Origin of the sequence: Lysinibacillus sp. AR18-8 (assembly GCF_001705465.1) — a bacterium.
In the GTDB taxonomy this organism is placed as follows: Bacteria; Bacillota; Bacilli; order Bacillales_A; family Planococcaceae; genus Lysinibacillus; species Lysinibacillus capsici.
This window is the reverse complement of sequence record NZ_MDGU01000031.1, coordinates 1-17,068: the sequence shown is the minus strand read 5'-3', so window position 1 is coordinate 17,068 and position 17,068 is coordinate 1. Positions and strand designations below refer to the sequence as shown.

Genomic DNA, 17,068 nt, shown 5'->3' with positions numbered 1-17,068 from the left:
AGTTTGTCTACAGTCTGAAATCCCCTCACTGTCAAAGTGAAGGGATTTTTTTATTTGATTACTCACCAAAAATCGTAACGATATCAGCTGCTTGTTTGCGCTCTTTACCTTTTGGCACTTCATCAAAATAACCAACTTGTAGCATAGCAATGACACGCTCACCTGGCTGTACCTTTAAAGCTTCACGGAATTTTGGATTATCTAGGAATCCTGGTGTTTTCCAGCAAGAGCCTATGCCTTTATCCCATGCCAGTAACTGCATGTTTTGAATAAATGTACTTGCTGCTGCATAATCTTCTAAACGTTCTTTTTGACGCGCATCCTCTGGAACGATAACAAAGGCATAGCCACCTGGTAATGTAAATTTCAACATCTGCTTCGCTAAATCTTCGCTTGAAAACTCCTGCCATTTAGGAATTGTTAAGTCACGTAATAGCTGGTGAAGATTTGTTAATTCCTTTCCACAGGCAACAACTAATCGCCACGGCTCACGATTACCATGATTGGGAGCCCATACTGCATCGTCAATAATAGCCATTAAATCCTCACGCTCTACAGGCTGGCCATTAAACTTTTTAATGGAACGACGTTGAATAATTGCATCTCTAACAGATAAAATTTGTTCGCTCATATATCAATTCTCCTTCTACCATAAGACAACATATTAGAGTTTATCTCTTCTATCTTTCACATTATCATATATTTGTATGCTTTAAAACTACCTGTTCCTAAGCAAAGCTGTCATCTATATGATAGAAAAAGTAGGTCATGCTTGGCGTATAGGCGGTGGAATCCTCGTAAAAATAAGGTCGATTAATACTATCTGAGGTGTGGGCATTCACATAAGGAATACCATTTTGAATACTTGTAACAATAACGGAGTGGTCAATTCTACCATTCCCTTGAAAATCATAAAAAATGACATCTCCAAGCTCTAGTTCCTCTGCATATTGAACACGTCTACCCTTCAATCCTGTTGTAGATCCTTCTAAATACCATCGTAATGAATGGGCAACAGACCAGCTAAAGCTCCAATTCCCTTGCTGAATCCACCAGCCTTTCTCTCTACTTGGTGCACCTCGCATCGGTGCCCCTCCTGCAAGTAAACACTGAGATATATAGTTCGTGCAATCTACATCAAAATTTGGAAAAGCAGGATTGCGTCTGTTCCACCACAAATTAGCATATTGAACTGCAGCCTGCCTATTATACATTTTTGCCATACATAACCTCCTCATGCCATCATATGTCTATTTAAGCATTTCTATTAGTTAGGTCCTTCCTCATAATTCTTATTGAAATCCATTATATTCAGCATGTTCCTTTCCAATTTCAAGAACATTTTTGCTACAATAAGGATTAAAGATATGTCAATTTTATTTTATGACCAGAAGGGATGTTGAATGTGAGGCAGCATGCTGAAAAAGAGATTTTACAGCCAACTCTTTTATGCGATAAAAAAGGTAATTTAAATCCAGCAGCCATCGGATTTGCACGCAAACCACTTATTAATAGCAATTTAAGCGGCCATCTCATGCGCAAAAAGAAATGGAACTATTGGTGTGTCTACGGTGATGAAATCTTGTTTTCAGCTACGATTAGTCATCTAGATTACGCAGCAGTCTGCTTCGTTTATTTCCTTGAATATGAAACACAGCGCTATTTTGAAAAAACGATCACAATCCCCTTTGGTGGTAAACTAAAAATGCCTACACAGGTTTTAGAATCTGTTTCATTTAAAAATAGTGAAATGATGATTGATTTATTATATATACAAAATGAAACACATCTATCTGTTTCCATACCAAACTTTGACGGAGATGTTTTACGAGCAAAGCTTATCATTCAGCACCCACCAGCGGACGAAACCTTAAATGTAGTCATTCCTTGGAATCGCAAAACATTTCAGTTCACAGGCAAGCATCACATATTGCCAACATCAGGTGTTGTCACAATTGGTACTCGGCGTTTTAATTTCTCAGCTGAGGAGAATTTTGCTGTGTTGGATTATGGACGAGGTGTATGGCCACGTGAAGCATTATGGAATTGGGGAATGGCCTCTCAACGAGTACGTGGACGACGCATCGGACTTAATTTAGGAGGTAAATGGACAGATGGCACAGGCATGACTGAAAATGCTGTTTTTGTTGATGGTAAAATGACAAAAATACATGAGGATTTATTATTTCAATATGATTCTGAAGATTATATGCAGCGTTGGAAAGTGAAAACAAAATTTTCTAATCAGGTCTCCTTAACCTTTTCACCCTTTTTTGAGCGTATAGCCCAAACGAATGCCAAACTAGTTAAATCAGAGGTACATCAACTATTTGGCTATTACGACGGTTCTATTTTACTCGACAATGGTGAAACACTGGTTATTCAACAAATGCTCGGATGTATTGAGGAACATCGTGCAAAATGGTAAAAACCCTCTAGAAGACGTTGCTTTCCGTGGGTATTTTGAAAATGCAAATGATTCCACGGAAGCTTTTGTCTACTAACTGTCCACTTTTGCTCTAACTAAGGGCTCTTAATATTTTTTCTGGATCATCTGTAAATATCGCCTGTACACCGAGCTGTTGTAAACTTCGAGCATCGCGTTGTTCATTGACGGTATACACACGTACAGTTGCACCTTCAGCGAGAGCTAGTTTAACTGATTTACGGAAGGAAGTTGGCAAACTTACATGTAACGCCTTAGCTGGTATAAGAGCAATGTAAGTTGGGAAATCCACCAGCACCTCTGCAAACAATGCTGCACTTTCTATATAAGGCGCTATTTTTGATATTGTTTGCAATGATTCATGATTGAAAGATGAAATGATCACCCGCTCTGTCATTTGCTGTGCTGCTACTTCTTTGAGCACGAGCGCTTCGATTCCTTCATATGCAATAATGTCTGTTTTCAGTTCAATATTGATACGGTGATTGGTACCTTCAAATAACTCCAACACTTCCCCTAAGGTAGGAATTACTTCATCTCCGAACTCCCGTGAAAACCACGAGCCAAAATCAAATGTACGTAATTGTTGTAATGTAAAATCTTTTACATAGCCTGAGCCATTGGAGGTACGATCAATGGTCTCATCATGAATAACCACTACCTCTTTATCTGCGGTTAAATGAACGTCTAGCTCTATCCCTGCTATAGGAAGCTTTGATGCTGCTTGAAAGGCAGACATCGTATTTTCTGGATAGTTTATCGAAACACCTCTATGTGCAAATATGTCCAAATTCAATAACCTCCTCTATTATTATTCAAAGAAAAACCTTCCAGCCCCATGTAATAGTAGCATAATTAACATTTTAGCTTTCACTTGCTGGTAAATATTATATATAGTAGTATGATAATCTACTTTGAAATTGTAAGTACCTAGGAGGTGCTAAAAAATGACTGTACAACATCCAGATTTTCAGGCTGAAGTAGAGCGGTTAGCGTATACCCAAGGCTATATGCAACAAATATTAGACGAATCACAACGAGATTTAAAATCTGCTCAAGAAAATATCCGCAAATCTATGGCCGATCTTGATTACTTAGATTCGAGTTTAAGTTATTTAAATATCTTAACAAATGCCAGATTTTTTGAAATGGCACGTAATCAAAAAGAAGGTCTAGAGGCCGTTCGCAAGAAGCCCTATTTCGCTAGAATCCATTTCCAAAAAACCGGTGACCCAGAAGAATTCCTTTATATTGGGAAAACATCACTATTTCATCGTGAAACCCATGAGCCCATTATTGTTGACTGGCGCTCACCCGTAGCTAATGTTTATTATGATGGACGTCTTGGTGACATGGAGTACGATGTCCGTGGTGAAGTTCATAAAGGACATCTCTTTGCTAAAAGGCAATACAAGATCGAAAATGGCGAATTACTCGATATACGAGATATTGATCTAACAACAAATGATGAACTACTACAAGAAGCATTAGCTGGAAAAGCTGATGTCCGTCTAACTGAAATTGTTTCAACCATTCAAAAGGAACAAAATGAAATTATTCGAGCACATCTTCGTCAACCAATTATTGTGCAAGGTGCTGCTGGTAGTGGAAAAACAACCATTGCTCTACACAGAATATCCTATTTCCTTTATACAATGGGTGAACATTTTAATCCTGAGCAGCTCATGATTTTAGCACCGAATAAGTTATTTATTGATTATATAGGCGATGTTTTACCAGAGCTTGGCGTCGATAAAATATGCCAAACTACTTTTACAGACTACGTTCTTTCTGCCACTAAATTAAAGCTTAAGCTTCAAAATCCAAATGAACAATTAGAATTGCTCGTTGCTGGAGGCAGTCAGCCTACTGCCTGGATTGCTGAAATGAAAGGTTCACTTTACTATCGTGATGTCATCGAACGCTACGTACAAAAGCTGGAACAAAAGATCGCAGAGCAATTCGAAGATGTCTATATTGAAAAATACTGTATCATGCGTGCTTCCCACCTGAAGAAGCTGTTTTTATATGAATTCTCATATATGCCTATCGAAAAGCGACTTGAACATATTAAAAAGGTCTTAGCAAGCCATGTACGTCAAAAAAAACAGGCTGTTTTAGCTACACTCCATAAAAAGTATGATGAAGCATTGGGTAAAGCCTTAAATGGAATTCGAGATGATGAAAAACGGCGACGTGTTGTCACAAAATTCATTGATGAGCGTGATGAACGAATTCCTGCCATTGAAAAAGAAACGAAGACAACGGCATCAGCTTATATGCGTCGCTTTCCCAAACATAATATTAAAACACTCTATCGTACCCTTCTCACCGATGCAGAATTATTAGCAGAACTCGCCCCTGAATGGCATTACCTTGAACAGCAACAATTTTTGCAGGCACATCGTAAAGAACAATGGGCACTCGAAGATTTAGCTGCACTATACTATTTACAAGCACGTTTAAAAGGCATTGCAGATGAATGGAAGATGCGTGTTGTCTTTATCGATGAGGTCCAAGATTACAGTTTATTTCAGCTTGCTGCTTTAAAAGCAGGTCTTGATACAGATATGTTTACTATGGTCGGTGATTTAGCACAAGGTATCCATAGCTATCGCTCATTAACAGCCTGGGAGCCTGTCCAAAGCTTATTTCCTCGTGCAAGCTTCCGCACTTTGCAAAAAAGCTATCGAACAACAATTGAAATTATGGAAGTCGCGAATCAAATTCTAGCGCAAATGAATGAACAGCTACCTTTAGTAGAACCCGTTGTGCGTCACGGTAAAGTACCAAGTTTTATTCAAGCAGAGCAATTCGATGCCTTCAAAGTTAAAGAGATTTTTGAAGCTATTCGTCAAAATGGCCATCGATCCATCGCTTTAATTTGCAAAACTACTGCAGAAGCCATTACTATGCAACAGGCATTAAAAGACAATGATATTGCTTCACAACTACTAACGGAAAATGAATCTATTAATCAAGAAATGTTACTTGTTGTGCCAAGTCACTTAGCTAAGGGACTTGAATTTGATGCTGTCATTGTAGCTGCCTACGATACACCATTTTACGATACACCAATTGACCGAAAGCTACTTTATGTAGCTCTTACACGAGCCATGCACGAGCTATACTTAATCGGTCCATCCAAAAAGACATTTTTATTAGAAAATTAAAAAGTCGCTAAAAGGCGACTTTTTTCTTTGCATCATTAATTTCTTGGGGGTAATTTATAAAACTTCCCTTTGGATAAATAAGCTTTCACAACTTTCCACCATGAATTAGGGGCTTCCTTCGGAGGAGACTTCTTCTTTGGCAATGCTGGCATGCGCATGATCACGACTCCTTTCTTAAAGCTTATTAATATTATATGAAGATAGTAGGTGATTATGATAAAAAAGGGCGATGAGTTGATATTAAATACCTCTCATCACCCCTTTTTCTATTGTTTTACATAATAATCAATTTGCTGTGCTTTCATAAAGCCTGCTTTTTCATAGACAGAAAGTGCTTTTTTATTGTCTACTTCTACATCTAGCATGACAAACGCTGCACCAACCTTACTCGCATAATCCTTTGAAAAGGAAAGAAGGGCTGTCCCAATACCTTGTCCTTCACAATTTGGATGTACAGCAAGTGCAGTTACCCACTGGATTTCATTTTCCTTAGCTGTAGTCACTGTGCCAACAACTGCACCATCTCTGTAAGCAACCCAAAGCTCTCTTCCATTTGTTGATGTATTAAAAGCAATAAGCTCTTCTGATTCTTCGGGTAGATCTCCAAAAGCCTCACAATAAATAGTAATCAGTTCAGCTTGCTCTCCGTTATAGGCTTGAATATTTATATCACTTCGTAATGTAACGGGCTCTGCTTTTGTTTCTAGGGTCGTTTCTGAAAAACTATAGGTAAACCCTTTGTTTTCAATAAATGTATGCCCATAAGGGGAACCATCAATTACTACAGCTAATTGCCCCTCTGCCCCTCTTTCTTTTAGCCCTACTTGTATACCCTCAACTAAGGCAGTTCCAATACCCTTTTGTCGATATGCAGGTGTCACCACTAATGACCACTCATATGTATGAAGTCCCATTAAGTCGATAGCACTAGCAGCACCAACTAATAAATCCTTATCATCCTCATACGCTAGTACCATGAAGCCTTTATTCTCGAAAGAGCTAGCCATAGGTACATTCATAATGGTTTCATAGACTCGATAATCTTGAACTGTTGCTTCTTCACATAATAACTTTACTTCTTTCAATGTTTCTCCATCTAATGGAAAAGACACTGTCATCACTGAAATATTCATCATTTACTCCGTTCCTGTAACAGACTATTGCCCTATTGTAGCAAGAATGAAAATAAGCTGGCAACAAAATATATTAATACCCGCTATTAATCAGAATTTTACTTCAAATATTAGAAAAATAAAAGGATTTATACTATAAAAATTCAGTAAAATGACTGAAATTTACTAGAAATAATATACTAATTTTTCTAAAATAGAGATATTTATTCTTTCACAACCCATTACTTTTAAACTATCTACTGTTTCATATTTTAATAATGTTATATAATAATTATACCATTTATTCAAATTAATAACATTTTAATTCAATAAAAAAGAGCAACTTCAAATGAAATTGCTCTTTTTCCATCTATTCCTCAAGATGGTGTGAGGATGAATGCAGCATTTGTGCATAAAGACCACCTGATTCGATTAGCTTTTGCTGAGGTCCAGCCTCCACTAATTCCCCTTTTTGCATCACTAAGACCATATCGGCATTATGGACAGTATTTAAACGATGCGCGATCACAAAGCTCGTGCGCCCTTGCATTAACGTATCGAGTGCCTCTTGTATCGCCAGTTCTGTCACAGTATCGATACTGCTTGTCGCTTCATCCAATAGTAAAATTTTCGGATCAGCAATAAGTGCCCTTGCTATAGAAAGTAATTGCTTTTGGCCTTGGGAAATCTCGCGTCCATCCGCTGCAAGAATAGTATCATACCCATCCTTTAGTTTCATAATGAATTCATGTGCATTAGCTTGCTTGGCCGCTTCCTCAATCTCTGCATCACTCGCATCCAGTCTACCATATCGGATATTCTCGCGAACAGAAGCCTCAAACAAAAATGGATCCTGTAAGACAAAGGCCATTTGTGAACGAAGGGATTGTCGATCAATTTGCTGTACATTTATACCATCAAATAATACCTCTCCCTTTGAGACGTCATAAAATCTTGCAATAAGTTGAAGGATTGTCGTTTTACCAGCCCCAGTTGCACCAACAAGGGCTACCGTTTGACCAGGTTCCACTTTAAAGTCTACATTTTTTAGTGTGTACCCCTCTTCTTCTAGTTCATATTTGAAGTACACCTGCTTAAACGTTACATGTCCCAATAGCTGATGCTTTTGTGCTGACACATTTTCTGCCTCTGGTTGTTCATCAAGCAAGGAAAATACACGTTCTGCACCAGCAATGGCTGACAGTACTGTATTAAACTGGTTTGCTAAATCATTTAAAGGACGTGTAAATTGTCGTGCATATTCAGTGAATATAACAATTACCCCTATCGATACATGTCCATATAACGCAAGAACTCCTCCTACACCTGCTACAATGGTAAAGCTCATATTATTTAAGAAGTTCATAACTTTAGGAATATAACCTGAGTATGTCTGTGCCCAAAAACCAGTTCTTTTTAAGCGCAAACTTTTTTCACGAAATTCTGCTTTCATTCGCTCCTCTTGTGAAAATGCCTTCACAATCCGCTGTCCTGAAATTGTTTCTTCGATCATCCCGTTTAAGGCGCCAATAGCTACCTGCTGTTCTTTAAACAGTGGTGCTGTACGACGTGTAATCCATCGCATCGCCCAAAACATCAGTGGAATAATGATCATCGTCAGAACTGTCAGCAATGGGCTTAAACTGAGCATAATAATGACGGTTCCACCAAGCGTAAGAACACTTGAAAATACCTGAATAAAGGAACTGTTCAATGTTGAGCTGACAGCTTCAATATCATTCGTCATTCTACTCATCAATTCTCCATGCTGACGACGATCAAAGAATGCCACTGGCAGTCTTTGAAAATGAGTGAATACACTTGTCCTTAATCTATAGATCGTTTGCTGGGCGATGCCAATCATCCAATAGTTTTGTAGGAAAAGTGAAACGGCTAATAACACATAAATACCAATTAATAAGCCAATCCCTTTATCTAAGCCTGAAAGCTCGCCATGCATAACATAGTGATCAATCATTTGACCGATTACATAAGGACCAACTAAAGCTAATATGGAGCTAATCATCACTAATAAGAGCACCACAATAAGCAGTGCACGTTGTTCGTCGACAATTTTCCATAACCGCAGCAATGTACTTCTCCAATCAGCTGCACGTGGCCCCTTCTTTTTCTTCACACCCTGTTTCAGATCATCTTTTGTCAAAAGCGGTTCATAGCCAAAAGGTTTCTGGAAAAATCCCATTAATCCTCCACCTCCTGTTGAGAGATAGCTATTTTTTTATAAAGCGAGGAAGTCTCTAAAAGCTCTTCATGTGTGCCATAAGCAACTACTTTTCCAGCATCAATCAGTAAAATGCGATCTGCACCTTTAGCTGTACGTATTTTTTGTGTAACAACAAGCATCGTTGCTTTTTCTTCACTCAGTGCCGCCCACAAAGACTGTTCAGTTTTCACATCTAAAGCACTAGTACTATCATCAAGCATTAAAATATGTCCCTTTCTCAAAAGAGCTCTAGCTATAGATAACCTCTGTTTTTGCCCCCCAGATAAATTGACACCCTTTTGCCCAACCTTGGTATCATAACCATTTGGAAAATCTTCAACAGATGCATGAATTTGCGCCTGCATTGTAGCCTGTAATACAGCATCCATTTCAGCCTGTGTATCTCCCCAACGCACATTATCTGCAATACTTCCTGTAAATAACAATGACTGCTGGGGGACATAGCCAATCACTTCCCGCAACTCTTGTAAATCCCAATGTTGCACATCCTGACCTTCCACAAGTATTCTGCCTTGCGTTACTTCATAGAACCGAGGAATGAGCTGTAATAATGTTGATTTTCCTGCACCAGTTGCCCCCATGATCGCTAGTTTCTCGCCAGACTTAACTTGAAAGCTCACATCTGACAGAACAGGAACATCTCCTCCTGGATAAGTAAAACTAACATGGTCAAAGGTTAATTCTCCATATTGTGTGGCATGACCTACTTCTTCTAAAAGAGATGTATCTTCAACCTCATTTTCAACGGAAAGGATTTCTGCCATACGTTCTGCAGATGCCTTTGCACGTGCGTAGAAGATAATAATAAAAGCGAACATTGAAAATGAGCCTGTCATACGCATTGCATAATTCACAATAGCCACAATATCACCAAGTGGCGTTGTTCCTGTAGCAATTTGTTTTGTACCAAACCATAAAACTGCGAGCAGGCTCATATTCATAATGAACAAAAGAACCGGCATAATATATTCCATTATGCGTAAGGCCTTCACAGTATCAACCTTTAACCGTGATGCAACTTCATCAAAGCGTGTAGCCTCATATGCCCCTCTTAAGTAAGCCTTTACTAATCGTATCGCCTGTAAATTCTCCTGTAAAACTCTGTTTAAACGATCAACCCTCTTTTGTACACGCCCAAAATAAGTCACACCTTTTGCCACCATAAAAAGAAGAAAAATAAAAATGATCGGTGCACCAATAACTAAAAATAAAGCTAATTTCGGATTTACGACAAAAGCCATAATAATGCTTCCTATCACAGCAAGTGGCGCTCGAAGCATAATACGTAAGCTCATAAACAGCACCGTTTGTACCTGTGTAACATCATTTGTTAATCGAGTAATAAGCGATGCAGTGGAGAATTTTTGATAGGTTGCTAGCGTAAAGGATTGAATCCTATCAAACAGGGCATTTCGAAGATCATATGAAAAGCTTTGAGCTGTATGTGAAGAAAAATAAGAATTGATAACGCCCGCCAGAAAGGCAACAAAAGATAGCCCAAGTAAAACAGCCCCCCATTGCAAAACCATTCCTTGATTTTGTGCCCTTACTCCCTCGTCGATTATTTTTGCCATAATGAGTGGCTGCACAAGCTCTACAAATAACTCTAAAAGCATTAAACATAAAGCAAAAATAGCTGTCCATTTATATGGCTTTACATAGGAAAAAACTTCTTTCATATTCTTTCCCCCTTGTTGGTAGATAAAATTTAATGATAGTTAAAAACTACTAACACTATAGTATATTTATGCTTTTTCTCCTACTATAGAAAGCCAGGTTACACAAACAAGCATAACGAATACTCCTATTAATTGCCAAAAACCTAAAGAAGTACCGAAAATAATAACAGAGATCACCATTGCTGTTAATGGTTCAATACTAGAAAGAATGCTCGTTTCAACTGCCGTAATGTATTTCATACTACTTAAAAACAATATAAAAGCTACTGTTCCAAAAAATATTAAAGCAACTAATAACATTAAAATTTTAAAATCTACTAGAACAACCCATTGAGTGGACTGCTGCCAAACACGGCTTACTAAGCCCAAAGTGAAGCCACCCACCAGCATCCCCCAGCCCACTACTAAAAGCACACTCCACTCCTTCATTAAGCGTGCAGGATACAAGGTGTAAAATGCAAATGTTAAGCCTACTCCTATTCCCCACAACAAGGCTTTTGGACTAATAAGTAAACTTTCAAATGATGCATTCGTTAGTAACAGAAATAACCCTATAAGGGTACCAATAATACCTAACACTTGATATTTTGGTGGCCATTTCTTTAAACTAAGAGAGACATACGCGACAACAAATATTGGCGCTAAAAACTGTAGTAAGGTAGCAAGCACAGCATTACTTTCATTAATTGCAGCAACAAATGTAAATTGGACACCAAGCATACCTGCAATACCAAAAACTATGAGTTGCCTCCCCCATAGCTTGTGCTGCCAAATTCCAAAAATATTTTTTCCTGTTAACAATAAATATGTAAGTAGTAATATACCTGCAACCGATAAACGGATTGTTAACATAAAGGATACAGTCAAAGGTGTATGATTAAGCAACCACTCCATTAAAGGGCCAGTTGCTCCCCATAACATAGCACCCGAGACGATAAATATTATTCCTTTTAAACGTTTCATACCAATCCTGCTTCCTATATACGTACTAAAAATTGTTACTTTTCTTCAAATCATTTCTTATATTTCACTAGAAAAGTCCTATTAATTTTTACTATCAAATATTTACAAATATATTCATAATGACTAATTCCCGATTATTATCTATAATATTAGTATATATTGATTACCCAAGGAGATCGAATAATCATGAGTCATATGCATAAATCATTTACGATTGATGAACATTATTTAAATTCACTTCCTTTTCCTGCAATTATCATTAATCAAGATGGACAAGCAACAGTCTGGGGAAAGAGTGCTGAACATCTGATTGGCTTATCAGCTAATGATATTAAAGGAAATACTACTCCATCTATACACGAAAATCTACTGCGTCAGCTTCCTGTCGAAACACTTCAATCTATTTTACAAAATGAGGACAGTACGTATCTAGAAAAAATTCAAGTACACACAACTTCAAATGCAGAAATAACAACAGCTCTGCTAGCTAAACCTTTTACAGATGAGGGAGAACGTTTTATTCTATTGATTTTTATGCTCCCAGAATTAATGACGCAGGCTATCTCTCAATGCAATACCTTTGTAAACCTTAAGCAAGGTTTAGATGCAACCTTTATGACCGTTACACTCGATCACGATGGATTTATCTTGGAATGTAATAATGAATTTCTAAAAACAAGCCAATGGACACCAAAGCGTGTTATCGGCAAAACCTTTTGGCAACTGTTCCCTGATAATGAAATGAGTGAAAAAATAACACATACGATCTGGCGTAATTTAAATAATGGTCATACATGGCAAGGAGAAGTTGAAAAAATTACAAAAACGGGGCAATCCTATTGGGTGCTACTAACGGCTATCCCCCTCGTTAATCTTGAAACAAATGAACAACAGTTTATCCTAATTGAAAAGGATGTAACTAAATCAAAAACGATTCAACACCAACTTGAAAAAATTGCTTACATCGATACAGAAACTGGTTTGATGAATGCACATCGACTTGAAAAAGTAATCACCAATATGATTGACGATGAGAGACACTTTTCATTTGTTTATCTAAGTATTGATAAATTTTATACACTTAAAGAATTACATGATCAACAAATCGATCAAAGCCTTATTGTTGAATTTACAAATCGTATAAAAATGTATTTCCAAGATAGCACGATGGCTCGTATAAATGAAAATGATTTTGTTGTCATTACGCCTTTAAGTGAATGGTTTATTCAAGGCTTTTTATCTTACTTACAACAACATCCGATTTATAGCGGCAATATTGCTGTACCAATTTCTATTAGTGGTGGCATAACTAGATATCCTGAGGATCAATCAACATTCTCTCAGCTTATGAAGGCATCCATTGCTACTATTTCAACAGTCCGTGAGGCTGGCGGAGATAAAATTGTTTCTTTATCAACAGCAACACATAAAGCTTTAAATCGTAAAGCATTAATTGAAAAGCGCTTACTCCAAGCACTTGACCAAAAGAACTTGAAGGTACTCTATCAACCACAAATCGATGTGTATTCTGGAAAAGTTACTGCTGTTGAAGCACTTGTACGTTGGGAAGATGAGGTCATAGGTGTCGTAACGCCTGATGAGTTAATTCCTATCGCTGAAGAAACAGGTCTAATTAATAATATTGGGTCCTTCATGCTGGAAAAGGCATGTGAACAAGCATTACTTTGGAAAAAGGCTGGCTATGATTTAAAAGTATCTATTAACTCTTCTGTACGCGAATTCCGTGATAAGAATATGGCAAAATCTATACTTGAAATGATTACAAAAACAGGTTGTCCAGCGAACCTATTACAAATTGAGATTACTGAAAAATTTGCTTTAGAAGCTGAAGCCGCAACGTCTATTGCACAGCAAATGCGTAAGCTTGAAAACGAAGGCATTTCTTTTGTATTAGATGATTTCGGTACTGGCTACGGCTCATTTAGATATATGCAAATTTTACCAATAAGTACATTAAAAATCGATCAAACGTTTACAAATTCACTCTTGAAATCCGAAAAGAGCCAAAAGCTTATGAATGGTATGGTACAACTAGGTAAATCCATGGAATTGAAAGTGGTCGCTGAAGGTGTAGAAACAGCTGAACAAGCAGATCTATTAATCACTTACGGCTGCGATGCCATTCAGGGCTATTATATTAGTAAACCTGTTACACCTGAAGAGATTGAACTATTACTGACAAAATAACAATAATGAAGAAGGAGGCTGCGTTTATTTTGCACGCAGTCTCCTTCTATTTTTTATAAACCTTTTGTAATTTTACTTTACTGGAACGAACTGAGCGGAATATGAGTTGGATAATTACTTCTGCAAAAACTAGTCCAATAACAATAGCACCTGTAATTAAAAATGCCTTTAAGCCATATTGCAAGCCTTGTAAGTAATCATCTTCTACCACATTTCTCATTGCATTATAAGCCATGCCCCCTGGTACTAATGGTATAATTCCCCCAACAATAAAAATAATCATGGGTATTTTAAAGCGTCGGGCATATAAATGAGCAACGATGGCAATGACAAATGAGCCAAAGAAAGAAGCTTTGACAACATCCATGCCTTGCTCTGTTAGAACATAGTATATAATCCAGCCAATTACCCCAACGAGTCCGCAATGAAGTAGTGTTTTTCTAGGAACATTAAAAATAATGGCAATCCCAGCTGTCGCAAAAAAACTAACTATTAATTGTATAATAATGTCCATCATCTGCATATTATCCGCCTCCTAATATCCTAGTGTGACGGCGATTGCTGCACCAATAGCAAAGGCTGTTAAAAAGGCCTCTGCTCCCTTTGCCATCCCTGACATAAAATGACCTGCCATTAAATCACGTACAGCATTTGTAATCAAAATACCTGGTACTAGTGGCATGACGGAACTAATAATAATTTTATCAAGTTCAGTACCATAACCATACTTTACTGCAAAGAAGGCAACAAAGCCGAGGACGAGTGATGCAGTAAATTCAGAAAAAAACTTTACCCTTGTTAAATGATTAATGATTACCAGTACTAGGAAACCGAGCCCGCCTGCCAAAAAAGCTATCGGAAAATCCGACCATCCACCCTTAAACATAATAAGGAAACAACCACTAGCAAGCGCAGCTGCCAAAACTTGCAAATAAGTTGGTAAAAAATAATTTGTTTTTTGTATCGACTTTAACTCGTCATAAGCTTCTTCTAATGTTATGATTTGAGATGTGAGTCTACGAGATACTGAATTTACCAAGGCGATTTTTTGCAAATCTGTAACCCTACTGGGAATTGATGTAATTCTTGTTGGCTGTGTCTTGCCTAACGAAAAAATGATGCCCGTTGGTGTGGCATAACATTGAGCATTTGGCATATTTTGAGAATGTGCCATACGCAGCATCGTATCCTCAACACGGTATGTTTCGGCACCACTTTCAATCATAATGCGTCCTGCAAGCAACAAACAGTCAATCGTAAGTTCATTATCCGCATCTTGTAAGACCATTGCAGCTATCTGCCTCCTTCAAAAGGTTCCTTGCCAATATTAACGAACTGCCAATAAAAACTCAACTGAAAATTTTTTTCTTAAGCAATGGATTATCTTTCAATTTATTTTTACAGTTACACTAATATTACGCATGTGTTTTTTCTATTTTAGTAGGTATTTTACAACCTCTTAAATAGAAGTACAACTACAATTAATTCGCTGATTTTTGAAGAAAAAGTGATCTTAATAATTTTCCACAAAATTACATAAAAAGATTCTAGATTTGTATAACTTTTTTAATGACTGGCACGTCTGATTGTATAGAAAATAAAAAAAGAGGGGAGCGTATCCAAAACCATGCAGGAACGTAGAAAAAGACGCGGTCCAATAATTGATTTCTTATTACTTAGCCTTATTGTGACCTTAACAACTATTATACTTTTTATTATCCTTTCAAAGGATGACTTTAAGTTTCAAAAGATTAGTGCTTCAAAAGAATCCGAGACGGAATCGGTGAATAGTCATTTATCGACCGAAAGTTCTGCGTTTCCAGGCATACGTATTGTTACAGACGTTTCAAATGACAAACGAACACCATTTGCTATACATTACCCACAAACAGATAACGAGGTTTTTAATGATGCCGTATTACAATACATATCGGATTCAAAAGAAAACTATCTAACATCGATGAAGAAAAATAAAGATACAGATGCTATGGGTGAATTAAATATTAGTCTAGAAACTTTTCCGTACCGAGAGCATTACTATTCCTTTGTGCTAACAAAAATGCTATATGTAGGTGGAGCCAATCACGAGGTCTCCACAAAAACATTCTTCATTAACAACGAAACGGGCGAACAAATTACGATCCAAACGCTCTTACAAAATGATGAGAATAACTTATCTACGTTGGCTGTAAACGTCCGAAAAGATTTGCAAAAAAACCTCCAATTAAAGGATGAGCTTTTCAACGATGAACTATTAAAAGCTACCGAACCAAAATGGTCTAACTTCAATCGCTTTGCTATTGTTGATGATTCATTACAAATCTATTTCGATGAATATGAGATTGCTAGTGGAGCAGCAGGTACCCCAATAGTGAAACTACCCCTTTCGCTTATTAACCCTTTGTTAGCCTCCGAATTTCAAATCGCAATGGAAAATGTAAAACCAATTAATCCACCACCAACTGGTGATCCGAATAAAAAACGTATTGCTTTAACATTTGATGATGGTCCACATCCAAAAGTCACGGAGCAAATTTTAAATATTCTTGATAAGTATCACGCAAAGGCTACTTTCTTCATGCTCGGTAGTCGTGTACAATACTATCCTGACATCGTAAAAGATGTTCTTGCGCGCGGTCATGAAATTGGAAACCATTCGTGGAACCACCCTGTCTTAACAAAGCTTACGCAGGAACAAGTGATGAAAGAATATAACACGACTGCCACTGAAATTGAGAAGGCAATCAATCAAGGTGCCACAGTTTTTAGACCACCATACGGTGCAACTAATGACACAATTAATGCCGAGATTCCTATCCCTGTTGTGCTATGGACAATTGATACATTGGATTGGAAACATCGAAATGCACAGCAGCTATTGCCACACGTAAAAAATAATTTACACAATAATGCCATTGTCTTAATGCATGATATTCATCAATCCACTGCAGACGGACTTGACGCTGTTCTTGCCTATTTACAAGAGCAGGGCTATGAATTTGTGACTGTATCCGAGATACTGCCATATCGACAATAGTAATAAACAAAAAGTCCAATGAATTTCTCCATATTCATTGGACTTTCTTTTTGGTTGAAAAAGATGATGTCAACGGCAGAAAAAGCAACTTTGCAAGGCGAGAGGTTGACTTCTGTTCCGCCAGCGTCCTTTCCAGGGCGTCCGATGAGCCGCTTCACTCACCTACGTTCATCCAGGGTCTCATCTGTGACGCTATGAACTGCAC

The 17,068-nt window shown here is 37.6% G+C and carries 13 protein-coding genes; 4 read left to right on the top strand and 9 right to left on the bottom strand.

From position 1 onward, the window contains the following. Window positions 1-58: 58 nt before the first annotated feature. Both BFM98_RS19945 and BFM98_RS19940 read right to left on the bottom strand, forming a co-directional pair. Complete coding sequence (locus tag BFM98_RS19945) at window positions 59-631, bottom strand: nitroreductase family protein (RefSeq protein ID WP_066038240.1); 573 nt, start codon at window positions 629-631, stop codon at window positions 59-61. Between the two features lie 97 nt (window positions 632-728). Next, window positions 729-1,223: an amidase domain-containing protein gene (locus BFM98_RS19940; RefSeq protein WP_004229655.1), complete on the bottom strand. Its 495-nt coding sequence runs from the start codon at window positions 1,221-1,223 to the stop codon at window positions 729-731. Between the two features lie 182 nt (window positions 1,224-1,405). Between BFM98_RS19940 and BFM98_RS19935 the strand changes: the two genes are divergently transcribed. Beyond that, window positions 1,406-2,428 (top strand): DUF2804 domain-containing protein, encoded by a 1,023-nt coding sequence (locus BFM98_RS19935; RefSeq protein WP_054549082.1) that lies wholly within the window; start codon window positions 1,406-1,408, stop codon window positions 2,426-2,428. Between the two features lie 91 nt (window positions 2,429-2,519). On the opposite strand, the gene BFM98_RS19930 is transcribed toward BFM98_RS19935, so the two are convergent. Further along, on the bottom strand, window positions 2,520-3,236 hold the full coding sequence (locus BFM98_RS19930) for a glycerophosphodiester phosphodiesterase (protein WP_066038239.1): 717 nt from the start codon (window positions 3,234-3,236) through the stop codon (window positions 2,520-2,522). 157 nt (window positions 3,237-3,393) lie between these two features. Here BFM98_RS19930 and helD point away from each other — a divergent pair, with 157 nt between their 5' ends. Continuing rightward, a complete protein-coding gene (gene helD / locus BFM98_RS19925; RefSeq protein ID WP_048393309.1) occupies window positions 3,394-5,619 on the top strand; it encodes an RNA polymerase recycling motor HelD in 2,226 nt (741 codons plus the stop codon). Window positions 5,620-5,885: 266 nt separating this feature from the next. Here helD and BFM98_RS19920 read toward each other — a convergent pair whose 3' ends face one another. The 4 genes from BFM98_RS19920 to BFM98_RS19905 all read right to left on the bottom strand — a co-directional run bounded on the left by BFM98_RS19920 (window position 5,886) and on the right by BFM98_RS19905 (window position 11,618). Beyond that, window positions 5,886-6,755 (bottom strand): GNAT family N-acetyltransferase, encoded by an 870-nt coding sequence (locus tag BFM98_RS19920; protein WP_233436290.1) that lies wholly within the window; start codon window positions 6,753-6,755, stop codon window positions 5,886-5,888. Between the two features lie 346 nt (window positions 6,756-7,101). After that, the gene (locus BFM98_RS19915; RefSeq protein WP_066038238.1) at window positions 7,102-8,934 is read right to left on the bottom strand and encodes an ABC transporter ATP-binding protein; all 1,833 of its coding nucleotides are present in this window, start codon (window positions 8,932-8,934) and stop codon (window positions 7,102-7,104) included. After that, entirely contained in the window at window positions 8,934-10,655 is a 1,722-nt protein-coding gene (locus tag BFM98_RS19910) for an ABC transporter ATP-binding protein (protein WP_048393307.1), read from the bottom strand. Before BFM98_RS19910 ends, BFM98_RS19915 begins: the two co-directional genes overlap by 1 nt. A gap of 66 nt (window positions 10,656-10,721) precedes the next feature. After that, window positions 10,722-11,618 carry a DMT family transporter gene (locus BFM98_RS19905; protein ID WP_066038237.1) on the bottom strand — a complete coding sequence of 299 codons (897 nt, stop codon included), beginning with the start codon at window positions 11,616-11,618 and terminating at the stop codon, window positions 10,722-10,724. 186 nt (window positions 11,619-11,804) lie between these two features. Here BFM98_RS19905 and BFM98_RS19900 point away from each other — a divergent pair, with 186 nt between their 5' ends. Beyond that, complete coding sequence (locus tag BFM98_RS19900) at window positions 11,805-13,826, top strand: EAL domain-containing protein (protein WP_054549078.1); 2,022 nt, start codon at window positions 11,805-11,807, stop codon at window positions 13,824-13,826. 46 nt (window positions 13,827-13,872) lie between these two features. On the opposite strand, the gene BFM98_RS19895 is transcribed toward BFM98_RS19900, so the two are convergent. After that, window positions 13,873-14,349: a threonine/serine exporter family protein gene (locus BFM98_RS19895; RefSeq protein WP_081010948.1), complete on the bottom strand. Its 477-nt coding sequence runs from the start codon at window positions 14,347-14,349 to the stop codon at window positions 13,873-13,875. A 12-nt stretch (window positions 14,350-14,361) separates the two neighbouring features. After that, window positions 14,362-15,114, bottom strand: coding sequence for a threonine/serine exporter family protein (locus tag BFM98_RS19890; protein ID WP_066038236.1), 753 nt, complete (start codon window positions 15,112-15,114; stop codon window positions 14,362-14,364). Between the two features lie 339 nt (window positions 15,115-15,453). Here BFM98_RS19890 and BFM98_RS19885 point away from each other — a divergent pair, with 339 nt between their 5' ends. Continuing rightward, window positions 15,454-16,863 (top strand): polysaccharide deacetylase family protein, encoded by a 1,410-nt coding sequence (locus BFM98_RS19885; protein WP_048393300.1) that lies wholly within the window; start codon window positions 15,454-15,456, stop codon window positions 16,861-16,863. Window positions 16,864-17,068 lie beyond the last annotated feature (205 nt).